The sequence below is a fragment of the Streptomyces sp. NPDC046915 genome (genome assembly GCF_040644935.1).
Classification (GTDB): Bacteria; Actinomycetota; Actinomycetes; order Streptomycetales; family Streptomycetaceae; genus Streptomyces.
This window is the reverse complement of record NZ_JBEYXB010000006.1, coordinates 1-13,704: the sequence shown is the minus strand read 5'-3', so window position 1 is coordinate 13,704 and position 13,704 is coordinate 1. Positions and strand designations below refer to the sequence as shown.

The 13,704-nt window shown below is 71.5% G+C and carries 10 protein-coding genes and 1 pseudogene; 3 read left to right on the top strand and 8 right to left on the bottom strand.

The window, feature by feature from the left end:
- Position 1: 1 nt before the first annotated feature.
- Both ABZ915_RS16630 and ABZ915_RS16625 read right to left on the bottom strand, forming a co-directional pair.
- Positions 2 to 2,644 carry a thiopeptide-type bacteriocin biosynthesis protein gene (locus ABZ915_RS16630; protein WP_361802525.1) on the bottom strand — a complete coding sequence of 881 codons (2,643 nt, stop codon included), beginning with the start codon at positions 2,642 to 2,644 and terminating at the stop codon, positions 2 to 4.
- Positions 2,645 to 2,694: 50 nt separating this feature from the next.
- Complete coding sequence (locus tag ABZ915_RS16625; RefSeq protein WP_361439423.1) at positions 2,695 to 2,841, bottom strand: hypothetical protein; 147 nt, start codon at positions 2,839 to 2,841, stop codon at positions 2,695 to 2,697.
- 423 nt (positions 2,842 to 3,264) lie between these two features.
- Between ABZ915_RS16625 and ABZ915_RS16620 the strand changes: the two genes are divergently transcribed.
- Positions 3,265 to 3,768 (top strand): LysE family transporter, encoded by a 504-nt coding sequence (locus tag ABZ915_RS16620; protein ID WP_361802522.1) that lies wholly within the window; start codon positions 3,265 to 3,267, stop codon positions 3,766 to 3,768.
- Here ABZ915_RS16620 and ABZ915_RS16615 read toward each other — a convergent pair.
- The 6 genes and pseudogenes from ABZ915_RS16615 to ABZ915_RS16590 all read right to left on the bottom strand — a co-directional run bounded on the left by ABZ915_RS16615 (position 3,666) and on the right by ABZ915_RS16590 (position 12,340).
- Entirely contained in the window at positions 3,666 to 5,807 is a 2,142-nt protein-coding gene (locus ABZ915_RS16615; RefSeq protein WP_361802519.1) for an SWIM zinc finger family protein, read from the bottom strand. The two genes, ABZ915_RS16620 and ABZ915_RS16615, sit on opposite strands and share 103 nt — an antisense overlap.
- The gene (locus ABZ915_RS16610; RefSeq protein ID WP_361802516.1) at positions 5,804 to 8,671 is read right to left on the bottom strand and encodes a DEAD/DEAH box helicase; all 2,868 of its coding nucleotides are present in this window, start codon (positions 8,669 to 8,671) and stop codon (positions 5,804 to 5,806) included. Before ABZ915_RS16610 ends, ABZ915_RS16615 begins: the two co-directional genes overlap by 4 nt.
- 99 nt (positions 8,672 to 8,770) lie before the next feature.
- Positions 8,771 to 9,349: a sugar kinase gene (locus tag ABZ915_RS16605; protein WP_361802513.1), complete on the bottom strand. Its 579-nt coding sequence runs from the start codon at positions 9,347 to 9,349 to the stop codon at positions 8,771 to 8,773.
- Positions 9,346 to 10,491 carry an ROK family glucokinase gene (locus ABZ915_RS16600; protein WP_361802510.1) on the bottom strand — a complete coding sequence of 382 codons (1,146 nt, stop codon included), beginning with the start codon at positions 10,489 to 10,491 and terminating at the stop codon, positions 9,346 to 9,348. Before ABZ915_RS16600 ends, ABZ915_RS16605 begins: the two co-directional genes overlap by 4 nt.
- A 329-nt stretch (positions 10,492 to 10,820) precedes the next feature.
- Positions 10,821 to 11,357: pseudogene (locus ABZ915_RS16595) on the bottom strand (substrate-binding domain-containing protein); the annotation flags it as partial.
- A gap of 245 nt (positions 11,358 to 11,602) precedes the next feature.
- Positions 11,603 to 12,340 (bottom strand): GntR family transcriptional regulator, encoded by a 738-nt coding sequence (locus ABZ915_RS16590; RefSeq protein WP_361803834.1) that lies wholly within the window; start codon positions 12,338 to 12,340, stop codon positions 11,603 to 11,605.
- Positions 12,341 to 12,469: 129 nt separating this feature from the next.
- Here ABZ915_RS16590 and ABZ915_RS16585 point away from each other — a divergent pair, with 129 nt between their 5' ends.
- Positions 12,470 to 13,492, top strand: a complete 1,023-nt coding sequence (locus ABZ915_RS16585; RefSeq protein WP_361802507.1) for a Gfo/Idh/MocA family oxidoreductase — start codon at positions 12,470 to 12,472, stop codon at positions 13,490 to 13,492.
- Between the two features lie 87 nt (positions 13,493 to 13,579).
- On the top strand, positions 13,580 to 13,704 hold a 125-nt coding region (locus ABZ915_RS16580; RefSeq protein ID WP_361803831.1), incomplete at its 3' end, for an NAD-dependent epimerase/dehydratase family protein.

Sequence of the window (13,704 nt, the reverse complement as noted above, 5' to 3'; positions counted from 1 at the left end):
CTTACTGCATTGCTCGGGCGTGACGTTCCAGGATCTTGCGCACGGCGAAGTCGTAAGCGAGGCGTTCGAGACGTTGGATGTCGACCGTGAAAAGTCTGTTGAAATGCATGTGCATGATCGCGCGAAAGACCTCTTCCTTTCCGCCGCAGCCTGAGGTTTCAGCGATCCCAGGCGGCGGTGGTGTGTGTCGGACTCCTCGAAGCGCGGCATGGGTGCGAACGTCTGCTTTGCCGGTAGCCAAGTAGTCGTCCAGGTTCTTCCTCTGTTCACGGAAGAACTCGCCGTAGCGACGGCCGAGTTGGCGTCCCGACGTCGAGGGGATCCCTCTTCTTCTCAGAATTTCGATGAGTCGTTTCTCGTGATATTCCGGGAAGAAGGTCTCCGACCACTGCAAAATATCTGCGATTCCTCGGAACAAACGCTTTTCTTCGGTCGGCCGTTGCGCGAGGAAATCGCATACGCAGTCGCTGTCGACCGTGAAGAGCTCCTCGGCGCGTGCAAGACCTTGAGGTCCTCCGAACCTTGCAACTTCCGGTACGTACTGATCTGTTGTCGCGCGAGTCACCAGTCCGGAACCGATGAGGCGAAGTCCGAGAGCGTCGAGTTCTGCCACCACATCTGCCCGGTTCCCGTCACCGGACGGACGAAGGCGTACGCGTACATGGTTTCCGCCCTTTCCATATCTGACGAAGAACCAGGCGGATACTCGCCCGTCCTCACGGAGGCGATCCGCGCACTCACGTGCCTGAAGAACGACCTCGTCGGCGGTCAACACACTGCAGTAGTAGGTGAAGTACACCCATGAGGCACCGCTTACACGGGGGGCATGGCCCTGCGGGGAGCTTGACGCCCGTATTCCCATGGTGGACAGAGGGAAGCAGACCTCTGCCACATGGTGTCCCTGAGCACTCGACACCGCCGGGCTCTCCACGTGAGGAAGTTCAGTGAGGTCGATCGCCCCGGTACGGGCCGCACGGCCGATCAGCGCGGAGACTGCACGCGAGGAGTGAAGGTCGACGGGAATCAGCCGGTCCTTCGTGCCGCAGCCGACCCATCTGCGGTCCTCCAGGCCGGGCAGTAGTGCCTGCAAAGCGGCTGCCGGAGAGGAGGATTCGAGCACGCGGTTCACCTCGTCCGGACCCAAGCGCCACCGCTCGGGCTGGACGATGATCCGCCCGCAGGTGACCCGGGGCAGGTGCGACATCCGTGTGAGTCCGCCCCATCTCCAGCCGATGCCGGCGACGCCACTCATGTTCGCGAGGAGTCGATAGCGAGGGTCATTGCCCGGATGGTCCACGGAGTGAGCCGAGTTGAGTTCCAGCAGGACCGGCCTGCCGGTCAGGGCATGTCGCAGGACGAACTGGTCCCCCGCAAGTGAGACCAGCAGATGATTCGGATTCAGAGTGGCACCCGACTGCTGCCCCGAGCCCATGCTCCACTGGTGCAAGCGCGGACGGAGCAAGATGTTGCCGACTCGCCCCCTGGACGTATGGACGAGCTCGGCGACGATCGGGTCTTCCGGCCCGTAGTCACGGGACGCGAGCCAGCCGCGCAACGCTGCCTCCCGGTCCGGTCGTGAAAGAGCGAACCGCGCCAGGGAAGCCAGTGGGGACCGCTCCTGGCCGCTGATCAGCACGGCGTCGTGTCCCTCCGCCTGAGGTCCGACGAGCGCTGCTTGAACCGATCGGGCCACACCATGCGGTGCGACCGGCTGGTCGGTGAGGTCGTACGGCCGTCCCGTCGAGCGCCAATGGTCGTACGCCGCGATCGAGATATCTGGAACGGTCGATTCACTCGTGGACGTTCGCCTTCGTTCCACGCCCGCCCTGTCGGCCAGCTGTGATGTGACGGCGACACTCTTTTCCATGAGGCCATGCTTGAAATCAAGAACCTCACGAAGCGGTACCGCCCCATCTTCGAAACGGCAGCGGAATTCTTCACGAAAATCTTTCAGCGGGTCGCTCGAACGGAAGAGCAGTTGCAGTCGCCGAAGAGCAAGGTCGAGTTCTTCGGCCAGGCACCCTTCGACTTGAGTCGCAGTGAGCACGAGGTCCAGGTCTACGTGGAACCTCTTCTTCTCGTGAATTCCGGCGAGCTCGGGCAGCATTGCTGCTGCAGCGTGCCAGGCCATGTTGAGCTGGTCCGTTGATATCTGGGCCACTGGCCGGGGTCCGCACACGGACGATGCGAGTGCGTGGAGGGCGTCGGCTTGTGGTGTGGCGCCAGCCTGCCTCAGCGCGGACAGAGTCAGCGCAAGGGGTTCCTCCCCGGGCCGCAGAAGTGTGGTCGGGGCGGAGGGGCAGTAGGCGGCGACGAGCAGCTCCAGTGCAGCGATGTCGATCCTGACGAATGCCTGGTGGGAGCTGCGGTCCGCAAGTTCTAGACGGCGCGTGGCCCCGGTGTCGACAAAGGCCGTGCCAGCCAGCAGTCCGAATGGTGTTGCCCGCCCACCCATTCTTGACACGTATCGCTCGATGGCTTCCTCGATGCGCTGGCTCGAACCGTTCAGAATGTCATGGCCGGCAGCGAGACCGATCGCCTGCCTGACGAGAGATTCACGCAGGCGATCGGCTCCGGAGTCGCCCCGTGAAATCTCTTCGACGCTCAGGCTTGCAACCCGAAGGAGAGCGGCATTTGATTGCACGAAGGCTTCTCTTTCTTAGTGCTGGTTACCGCTGAATGACCAGGTGTTACTTACCAGTCCCGGTCGTCCTTGTGGTCTTCGTTCCAGTGGGCGAGGGAAAAGTCCTTGTCACCCTTATTGGCGTCGTTCGGCGTCACAACGCCCGCCGGGTAGGAAATATTGATACTGGCGGCATCGAGCGAGTATTCGTCAGCCATCACTGCTCCATTTTTCGTGATCCACGACCGATCCGCGGATTCTCACGCCCTTGATCTTGCTCGGGGCCTCGATCTCCAACCAGGCAATGTGACCGGCAGAGTTTCCGGCGATCTTGGTCTGCCTGCCACAGGTCACATCGGATGTATGGAGCATCCAGGTGGATTGGCCGTGAGTGCTGGCATGGGTCTCAAAAATCCCTGGAGGTGACGAACGCGCCGGAACGTACCTGGGCAAGCAAAAGAGCCCAGAACTTCCGGGCGGCTTCCACGCCCTGAAACTCGCAGCCCGCCGGGGCGGCGGTGCCGCTGCCGCAGACCGTGCCGGTGCCCTTCGACATCCCCCGGGGACGACGACGAGCGGTCGGTGGCGCACCAGACCCGTTCTTCTCCTTCGAACCGACGCTGATGCGCCCGGAGCGGGCTGTGGGTGCACATGCTCGCCGCCGCTCTCAGGCTGTCGCTGATCGCCGCCCGTTCCCCGGTCCTCTACGACACCATCAAGCTGCTGGGCGCGGCCTATCTCGTCCACCCGGGCATCCGGGCGGTGCCGGCCGCCCGGCGGGCCGGTTTCACCCGGGGTTCCTCACCAACGCGCTCAACCCGAAGGCGGCGCTGTTCCTCAGCGTCCTGCCGCAGTTCGTCCACGGCGGCGGCTCCACGGCGCGGCAGATCTTCTTCCTCTGCATCCTGGACGTCCTGATCGGCCTCGCCTACTGGTTCGCCCTGGCCGCCGTCGCCGCACGGCTGCGCAAGCTGCTCGCCCTCCCGAAGATCCGCCACCGTCGGGAGCTGACGACCCTCGGCGTCGCCGCGGCCGGCCGGCCTCACGCCTCGCCGGAGGTGCCCAGGCCCGTCAGGGCGCCGACCGGATCCGGATCGGGCGTGCCGCGCGGCCACCAGTCGTCGTGGTCGGGCTCCGACTCGTAGGCGTACCACAAGCCGTCGCGGCCGAGCCGGAGTTGGACATGGCCCCGGGGGTGGGTGAGGCGGTTGCGCCAGGGGCGGAAGGCCGGGAGGTCGGCGGCGAGCAGGAGCGGGCGGGCGCGGTCGAAGCGGCCCGCCGGCGGGTCCCAGGGCTCCTCCAGGACGGTGAGCCCCTCGATGCCGCCCTGCCGCCAGGCGGCGACCGCGCGCGCCAGTTCGGCCGGGGTGCGGTCCGCGGCGGCGGCCAGTGCGGAGTAGAGCGCGCGGGTGCCGGCGGTCAGCCCCGAACCGGGGCGGGCCGCGGCCTGGCGCACCGCGTCCTGCCAGAGGGTGAGTTCGCCGACCGGGTCACGGCCGGTGGTCAGCAGGGTGTGGGCGCGGGCCGCTGCGTCGGTCGCCAGCTGGTCCAGCGCGAAGGGGTCGGGGCCGCCCGGTGCCGCCGGGTACACCGGGGGCTGCTGGGGGTGCGGGGGTGCGGGCAACGGCGGCGGCAGGGGCGGGAGTTCGCGCGGGGCGAGGGCGTCGGTGGCGCGGACGCCGGGCAGGGACGCCGGCTGCCGTTCCCGGGCGGCGCGGGCTGCGCGGGCGGCGCTGCGGCGGGACAGCGCGTCGAGCAGGTCGCGCTCGCCGCGGCCGCGCAGCAGGAGCAGCGTGAAGGGGTCGGCGTCGAGCAGGCGGGCCGTCTGGTAGCACAGGGCCGCCGCGTGCTTGCAGGGGTGGCCGGAGTCGGGGCAGCTGCACCGGGGCGCCAGGTCGCCGGGGCCGGGCAGCAGGGGGACGCCGCAGTCGGCGAGGGAGTGGGGCAGCTCCTTGTCGAGCAGGGCGACGATGTGTCCGGGCCGGTCGGCGGCCGCGTCCAGGAACCGCTCCCAGCCGGCCTCCTCCAGCGTGCGCAGCCGCACCTGGACGCGGTACGGCCGGGGGCGGCTGCCGCGCACGTACGCCAGCACGAGCCCCGGCGTCACGGTGATCGCGTCCACGTGCCCCTGCTCGGCGTACCCCCGGCCGCGTGCCAGCCGCTTCACGTCCAGCGCGCCCTGCTCCAGCGCGTCGACCCAGGCGTTGCCCCACCATGTCTCGGCGAACCGGGCCTCCTGCGACGGGCGGGCCGGGAAGGCGGGGAAGGTGCGGCGCAGTTCGTGGTCGCGGTGGGGGGTGGACATGGTGTGGGGGACGGCCGGGAGGGGCGGTGCCGTCTTAGAGGGGGGCGTGGTGGCCGGTGCCGGGGTGTCCGGGGGTGGGGCCTCGGTGGGCGGACGGTCCGGCGGGCCGGGTGCGGTCGCCGGCGTCGGTGGGTCACCGGCGTCGGCCGTCTCGCCCGGCTCGTCGGACATCGAGGGCATCCGGAAGGCCGTCGCGAGGAACTCCCGCATGTCCTGGGCCACTTTGCGCCGCTCGACGCCCTGTGGTGAGTCACGGCGAGCCGTAGCCGGTCGGCCCGCGGACTCGGTGCCGTTCGCGGGCTCCGTCTCGCGAGTCGCGCGGCGAGCGGCGCGCAGCGCCTCCCGGGCGATGTCTCCCGGGCGCCCGCCCGGCTCGACCGCGCCGCGGTCGCGCGGTGCCGCCTCCGGAGCCGGGTGGTCCCCGGCGTCCGGTACCGGCTCCTGCGGGGGTCTCGCCGGCGCGGCGGGCGCGGCCGGTCCGGCGCCGCTCTCGGCCGCCGCACCCGCACCCCGCCGGGCGAGGACGGCCGACCGGAGCGCCGCACGGGCGGCATCGCCGGGCCTCGGCGCGTCGCTCCCGGACGCCGAGCCCGCCCGCTCGGCCGCACCTTGCGGCGACGGCTCCTCGTCCCGGGCAGCCCCGACCTGTGTACTGGCCCCGGGCGTCCGCTCCTCGTCGCCGGCCGCGCCCTCCGTCGGCCCAGGGCCGGCCCCCGGTCCTGCCCCGGGTACGGTCCAGGTCCCGCCCTCGGCGGCCACGGCCTCCTGCTCGCCCCCCAGCGGGCCGCTCCCCCGTTCCCGGGCGTCCAGCGCCTCCCGCAGCGCCCGTCGCGCCACGTCCCCCGGGCGCCGGTCCCCGCCCGTCTCCCCGCCCGTCACGACGGCCTCCTCAGCGACACCAGGTCGGACAGCTCACGGTCGGTCAGTTCGGTCAGGGCCGACTCGCCGGAGCCGAGGATCGCGTCGGCCAGGGCGCGCTTCGCGGCGAGCATCTCGGCGATGCGGTCCTCGACCGTGCCCTCGGTGACCAGGCGGTGGACCTGGACGGGCTGGGTCTGGCCGATGCGGTAGGCACGGTCGGTGGCCTGTTCCTCGACGGCCGGGTTCCACCAGCGGTCGAAGTGGACGACGTGGCCCGCGCGGGTGAGGTTCAGGCCGGTCCCGGCGGCCTTGAGGGAGAGGACGAGGACCGGCGTCTCACCGCTCTGGAAGCGGTCCACCATGCGCTCGCGCTCGGGGACGGGCGTGCCGCCGTGCAGGAGGTCGACCGGGACCGCGCGGGCGGCGAGGTGGGCGGTGATGAGGCGGGCCATGCCGACGTACTGCGTGAAGACCAGCGCCGAGCCGTCCTCGGCGAGCAGGGTGTCCAACAGCTCGTCCAGCAGCGCGAGTTTGCCGGAGCGGGCGGCGAGCCGGTCGTCCCGTGCCTCCTCCTTCAGATAGAGCGCGGGGTGGTCGCAGATCTGCTTGAGGGCGCCCAGCAGCTTCAGCACCAGGCCCCGGCGCGCGATGCCCTCCGCGGTCTCGATCGCCAGCATCGACTCGCGCACCACCGCCTCGTAGAGCGCGGCCTGTTCGCGGGTCAGGGGGACGGGGTGGTCCGTCTCGGTCTTGGGCGGCAGTTCGGGCACGATGCCGGGGTCGGACTTCTTGCGGCGCAGCAGGAAGGGGCGGACCAGGCGGGCGAGGCGGGTCACCGCTTCCTCGTCCTCGCCGTTCTCCACCGCGCGCGCGTGCCGGGCGCGGAAGGCTTTCAGGGGGCCGAGGAGTCCGGGGGTGGTCCAGTCGAGCAGGGCCCACAGTTCGGAGAGGTTGTTCTCCACCGGGGTGCCGGTCAGTGCCACGCGCGCGGGGGACGGGATGGTGCGCAGGGCCTTGGCGGTCGCCGAGTACGGGTTCTTGACGTGCTGGGCCTCGTCCGCGACGACCATGCCCCAGGGCTGGTCGGCCAGGCGGGTCGTCGTCGAGCGCATGGTGCCGTACGTGGTGAGGACGAAGCCCGTACCGAGGCCGTCCAGGGTGCGGTCGGGGCCGTGGAAGCGGCGGACGGGGACGCCGGGCGCGAACCGGGCGATCTCGCGCTGCCAGTTGCCGAGCAGGGAGGCGGGGCAGACCACCAGGGTCGGGTCGGTGCGGGCCCGCTTCAGATGGAGGGCGATCACCGTGATGGTCTTGCCGAGGCCCATGTCGTCGGCGAGGCAGCCGCCGAGGCCGAGCGAGGTCATCAGGTCGAGCCAGGCCAGGCCGCGCAGTTGGTAGTCGCGGAGCGTGGCGTCGAGGCCCGTGGGCGGCTCGGTGGGCCGGATCCCGGCCGTGAGGCGGTCGCGCAGGACGGCCAGCGCGCCGACGGGCACCGCCTCCACGGTCTCGCCGTCGACCTCGGCGCTGCCGGTGAGCGCGACGGACAGTGCGTCGACGGGGTCGAGCAGGCCCAGTTCGCGCTTGCGGGCCTTGCGGACGAGGGCGGGGTCGACGAGCACCCAGCGGTCGCGCAGCCGGACGACCGGGCGGTGGGCCTCCGCGAGGGCGTCCATCTCGCCCTCGGTGAGCGGGTCGCCGCCGAGCGCGAGCTGCCAGCGGAACTGGAGCAGTTCCTCGCTCTCGAAGAAGCCGGTGCCGTCGGTCGCCGAGCCCGGGGCGGGCCGGACCACGGCGGCGGCGCTCAGGTCCTGTGCCAGGTCCCTGGGCCAGTGCACGGCGACCCCGGCCGCGGCGAGTCGGCCGGCCGCCACGCCGAGCAGTTCGCCGAGCTCGTCCTCGGACAGGGCGAGGACGTCGGGCACCTCACGCTCGGCGAGCCGGTCCAGCGGCGGCCACACCCGAGCGGCGCGGCGCACCGCGAGAGCCGCGTCCACGCGCGCGCGTGGGCCGAACGCGGTGTCGGCCTCCCCCGCCCACAGGGCCGCCGCGTCGGACATCAGGGTGGGGTCGGCGAGGCTGTGCACCTGGATGATCGCCGCGCCCGCGCCGCGTGCCCCCGCGCTGTCGGCGTCCCCGCCGAAGAGGTCGTACGCCGACAGGTCCAGGCGCAGCGAGATCCGCACGCCCGCGTCCATGCCGGCGGCGACCTCGGCGGCCCAGTCGTGGGCGTCGGGCAGCGACTGGGGTTCGCGGGCGGCGAAGGGCCTGCCGGAGGTGTGGGGCGCGGCCGGGGTGCGGGGCAGGGTGTCCGCGACCGCGTCCAGGAAGGACCGCAGCAGCGCCTCCGGCTCGGGCAGCCGCAGCGGGCCCGGTCCGGGCAGCGGCACGGCATGGCCCTCGGCGGGCAGGGCCGCGGCGACCGCGCGCAGGTGGGCGATGTCGTCGGGGTCCAGGGGGCCGGCGCGCCAGGCGTCGTGCCCGGCGGGGGTGAGCCCGGGCAGCAGGCGGCCGCGGGCGGCGAGCCGGAGCGCGTGCAGGGCGGCGGCGCCCCAGCAGGCCGTGGCCGGGTGGGCGGCCGGGTCCCGGCGGGCCCGCACCAGCAGCGGAAGGGCCTGTTCGAGCGGCAGGGACAGGGCGGGCACCTGCCTGCGGCGCACACCCGGGCCGTGCCGCCGTACGACCGTCAGCTCGTCCCGGCGCACGCCCGCCGGTTCCCCGGCCGTTTCGTGGGCGGCCGGTCCGTCGTCGGGGTCCCAGAAGGCGATCCGGCCCTCGCGCGGCAGGGGCGCGGGCAGGTAGACGGCCGCGAGCCGCAGCGGGACGGCCTCCCCGTCCCCGGGGGATCGTCCCGCGCGTCCGGCCGTCGCAGCCGTGCCGCTCATACGTTCTGCCACCTCCCGCCCGTGCGTCGGATCAGATGTCTCCGACTGTACGGGCGGGGTCTGACAATCGGCCCCGGCGACCGTCCGGAGCCCGCCTCGTCAGGGGACGGTGCGGGAGACGACGTACACGACCGGGAAGTTCGGATCGGCCAGGTTCACGATCACGTCCTCGGTGGGCGCCGGGTTCTTCTGCTTGTGGGTGAGGCCCCACCAGGGCCCGGGGCCGGTGAAGGTCCAGCCGGTGATCTTCCGGTCGCGGGCGCCGATGCTGATGTCGCCCTTCTTCAGGTCGTCCCGGCTGACCTCGATGCTCTCGAGGAAGCTGTCCAGGCCGGCGCTGTTGGTCCGGAACTGCACGTAAAGGCGGCTGGTCTTCCAGTTGTTCGTCTCGTAGTAGGCGATCTGGTCGGCCGGGTGCGGGACGGGCACCTGGTAGAGGCGGCGCTGCACCTTCGACGGCCAGCCCGCGGCGAGGCCGGTCGCCGAGTACTTCTGCTCCTTGTCCTTGCCGCTGTTGCGGCTCTGGTTGGCGGAGATCACCAGGTAGCCGGCCGGGACGCCGATGAGCAGCACGATGATCAGCAGGGTGAGTGCCCTGCGTTTCGCCTTGTGGCGCGGGTCCTCGGCCGGACTCCGCTCTTCCGGGGGCGCGGCCTGGCGGGGCAGCGAGGCGGTCATGCCGTGTCCTGCGCGCGTCGGGCCTCGGCGTACCGCTCGTAGCGCTCGAACCGTTCCACCCGGCGCCGCTTGGCGCGCCGGAAGCGGCGGGCCACCAGGCGGGCCAGGTCGGCGGCGCCGACCATGCCGGCCTCCGGGCCGAGCTGGGCGCGGGTGATGCGGGCCTCGGGGCGGTAGCCGCGGCCGGTGAGGTGGCGCTTGAATGCGTCGCGGGCCGGGCCGATGAGCAGGTCGTCGGCGGCGCTGACGCCGCCGCCGATGACGAAGCAGGAGGGGTCCAGGGCGGCGGCCAGGTTGGCGATGCCGACGCCGAGCCACTGGCCGATGTCCTGGAGCAGTTCGACGCACATCGCGTCGCCGTCCCGGGCCAGTTCGGTGATCATCGGCCCGGTGATCTCGGTGATGTTGCCCTTGACGTGCTCGATGATCCCGTAGGCGACCGGGGAGTCGGCGGCGGCCAGCTCGCGTGCCTCGCGGACCAGCGCGTTGCCGGAGCTGTACTGCTCCCAGCAGCCGCGGTTGCCGCACGGGCAGCGGTGGCCGCCGGGCACGACCTGCATGTGCCCGAACTCGCCGGCCACGCCGTACTTGCCGCGCTTGACCTGGCCGTCCTCCAGGATCGCGCCGCCGATGCCGGTGCCCAGCGTGATCATGACGAGGTGGTCCTCGCCACGGCCGGCGCCGAAGCGCCACTCGGCCCAGGCGGCGGTGTTCGCGTCGTTGTCCACGAGGACCGGGACGGACAGCCGCCCCGACAGGCGGTCGCGCAGCGGCTCGTTCCGCCAGGACAGGTGGGGGGCGAACAGGACGCGGTTGCGGTCGGCGTCGACCCAGCCGGCGGCGCCGATGCCGACCGCGTGCACGTCGTGCCGGTCGGACAGGTCCAGGACCAGTTCCACGATGGTGTCCTCGACGACCTTCGGGCTCTTGGACTTGTCCGGGGTCTCCGTGCGCACCTTCTCCAGGATGTTGCCGTCGGCGTCCACGACGCCCGCCATGACCTTGGTGCCGCCGATGTCGATGCCGACCGTGGGCACGCGGGGCGCGGTCAGGTGTGACCGGCGCTCCCGTGTGCCCACGGTGCGCAGCACGGTGGCCCGGCGGGAGCCGATGGGGGCGGTGAGGTCGCGGTAGGTGCTCATCGGCCCCGATTCTGCCTCACCCCGCGATGCGGTGCCGTATGGGGGAGATAAGGACGGCGCGCGGCCGTCGCCGGGCGCGGGGCCCCGCCGGGTGCGGGGCGCCGAGCCCCTCAGACCCGCCGCAGTTCGTGGCGTAGATCGTCCAGATCGGTTCCGCCCGCCATCTGCCGGGTCAACTCGTCCAGGGTCGTCTCGTCCCGCGTGCGGCTGCCCGCCATCGTGCCCCGCTTCAGAAGCACGAAGCGGTCGCCCACGAGGAAAGCGTGATGAGGATTATGGGTGATCAATACAACACCCAATCCCTCGTCCCGTGCCGCCGCCACGTACTTCAGGACGCACAGGGCCTTCTTCCTCCCGCGCTCGTTCAGCTCCTCGCCGACCGCCTCACCGGCGACGGTCTCGTCCTGGCCGATGTGGGCGAGCGCGCCGAAAGCCTTGGACCGAGCCGAACCCGAGTTCACTGTGATCACCGGGATGCCGGCTTTCTCGGCGCGGGCCGGCGCCGCCTTCAGGGCGTCGGGCTTGGCGAGGGTGACGATGATGCCGTCGACCTTCTTGTCGACCGCGGCGTCCACGAGCTGGGCCTGCTGCTGGGCCTCGTCGTCGTGCGAGTACAGGAAGTGGATGTTGTCCTTGACGGCGGCCTGCTCGGCGCCGCTCCGCACGATGTCCCAGAAGGTGTCGCCGTCCCCCGAGTGCCTGATCATCGCGAAGGTCCAGCGGGGAGTGTTCACCGCCGCCCTGCCCTGGGCGGCGGCCTCGCGGGCGTCCTCGGCCCGTTTGCCGCCGGTGCTGCTGCACCCGGCGAGGGCCAGGCCCAACGCCCCCGCCACCGCGATGCCTACCCAGGTCCGAAACCGTGCCACGAGGCCGCGCCCCTCTTGCTGTTGCTCCAGCTGTGTCCGCCGGCTGTGCTCCGACGTGCGCAAGGGGCCGGTGATCACACTCGATGATCGGCTCACCAGCCCCAAGCGCACCATTGTCGGACACAGGGAACAGACGCCTCATGACGGGGAGGAACTTTCGGTCACATTGTCCGGACATGTAGACGATGCAGGCGATGCGACCGATAGACGATGCAGCCGGTGTAGACGATGCGACCGCCCCGGCGTCAAGGCCGTACGAGCAGCTGGAACTCGAACGAGTAGCGCGTGGGCCGGTAGGTGTGGTCGCCGAACTCGACCGCGCGGCCGGTGTCGTCGAAGGTGGTGCGCTGCATCGTGAGCAGCGGCGCGCCCTCCGTCTCGGCCAGCCGCTCGGCCTCCGCGGCCGTGGCGCCCCGGGCGCCGATGGACTGCCGGGCGCTGTGCAGGGTGATCCCGGCGGAGCGCATCAGACGGTACAGACCGGTCGCCTCCAGCTGGGCGGTGTCCAGGTCGAGCAGGCCGGGCGGCAGGTAGTTGATCAGGTACGCCATCGGCTCCCCGTGCGCCAGCCGCAGCCGCTCGATGCGGTGCACCTCGCTGTCCTCGACGACGCCGAGCGCCGCCGCGACCTCGGCGGACGCCGGGACGACGGTGTTGACCAGCACCTTCGTCGCGGGGCGCTGCCCGGCCGCCTCCAGGTCGTCGTAGAGGCTGCTGAGCTCCAGCGGGCGCTTGACCTGGCTGTGCACGACCTGCGTGCCGACGCCGCGACGGCGGACGAGGAGGCCCTTGTCGACGAGGGACTGGATGGCCTGGCGGACGGTGGGCCGGGACAGGCCGAGCCGTGCGGCGAGCTCGATCTCGTTGCCCAGCAGACTGCCGGGGGTCAGCTCGCCGTGCTCGATCGCGGCCTCCAGCTGCTGGGAGAGCTGGAAGTACAACGGCACCGGTGAGCTCCGGTCCACACTGAGGTCGAGCGACACGGTGGGGTCCACATCTGGTTTCGGCACGGGCCGAGCGTAGCTCCGTGGCCGGTTGACGGGAAGTTGTGTAGTCCGATTGTCCGGACATACACATTGACAGCGTACGGGGTCGGCCCTCACTTTGTTTCCATGCGCATCGGGGTCATCGGGACGGGCCGCATCGGCACCATTCATGCGAACACGCTCAGCCGCCATCGCGAGGTCGGTTCCCTGATCCTCACGGACACGGAACCGGCGCGGGCGCAGGAGCTCGCGCACCGCCTCGGCGAGACGGCGGCGCCGGGGGTGGACGAGATCTTCAGGTGGGGTGTCGACGCCGTGGTGATCACGACGGCCACCTCGGCCCACGCCGAACTGATCGGCCGGGCGGCACGCTCCGGCCTGCCCGTCTTCTGCGAGAAGCCCATCGCTCTGGACCTGCCCGGCACGCTGCAAGCGCTGTCCGAGGTCGACGCGGCCGGCACCGTCCTCCAGATGGGATTCCAGCGGCGCTTCGACACCGGCTACGCGGGCGCCCGCGAGGCGGTCCGCTCGGGGCGACTCGGGCGGCTGCACACCGTACGGGCGCTGACCTCCGACCAGTCCCCGCCCCCCGCCGCCTGGCTGCCGCTGTCCGGCGGGCTGTACCGGGACACGCTGATCCACGACTTCGACGTACTGCGCTGGGTGACGGGCCGGGAGATCGTCGACGTGTACGCCACCGGGTCGGACGCCGGGCCCGCGATGTTCCGGGAGGCCGGTGACGTCGACACGGCCGCGGCCCTCCTCACCCTGGACGACGGCACGCTGGCCACGGTGACGGCGACACGGCTGAACGGCGCCGGCTACGACGTCCGCATGGAGCTCGCCGGGGAACGGGACCAGATCGTGGTCGGCCTGGACGACCGTACGCCCATCGCGTCCACCGAGCCGACCGGGCCGCCGGCCGCGGACAAGCCGTGGACCGGCTTCCTGGAACGCTTCGGCCCCGCCTACGAGGCCGAGCTGTGCGCCTTCGTCGAGGTCATCCGCGGCGAGCGTGCCAACCCCTGCGACGGCCGGGAGGCCTTGCAGGCCCTGCGGGTGGCCGAGGCCTGCGAGCTGTCCCGCCGGGAGCACAGGCCGGTACGGCTGGCGGAGATCCCGGGCGCCGCGGAGTCGGCGTACGGGTGAGCGACGGGGCGCGCGCGCCCGCGATCACCATGCCCGACAGTCGTCCATATGTCATATTTCGGACATATTCCCGACGAAGGGCACGACATGAAGTTCGCGGTCATCGGCGGCACCGGACTGATCGGGTCGCAGGTCGTCAAGAAGCTGAACGCCGCCGGACACGAGGCGGTGCCGCACTCGCACTCCACCGGAGTCGACGTCATCAGCGGCCA

Bases quoted from the DNA above. Each gene is read 5' to 3' on its own strand.
- ABZ915_RS16600 (WP_361802510.1), bottom strand. From the start codon at position 10,491: ATGAGCACCTACCGCGACCTCACCGCCCCCATCGGCTCCCGCCGGGCC.
- ABZ915_RS16605 (WP_361802513.1), bottom strand. From the start codon at position 9,349: ATGACCGCCTCGCTGCCCCGCCAGGCCGCGCCCCCGGAAGAGCGGAGT.
- ABZ915_RS16625 (WP_361439423.1), bottom strand. From the start codon at position 2,841: ATGGCTGACGAATACTCGCTCGATGCCGCCAGTATCAATATTTCCTAC.
- ABZ915_RS16585 (WP_361802507.1), top strand. From the start codon at position 12,470: ATGCGCATCGGGGTCATCGGGACGGGCCGCATCGGCACCATTCATGCG.
- ABZ915_RS16610 (WP_361802516.1), bottom strand. From the start codon at position 8,671: ATGAGCGGCACGGCTGCGACGGCCGGACGCGCGGGACGATCCCCCGGG.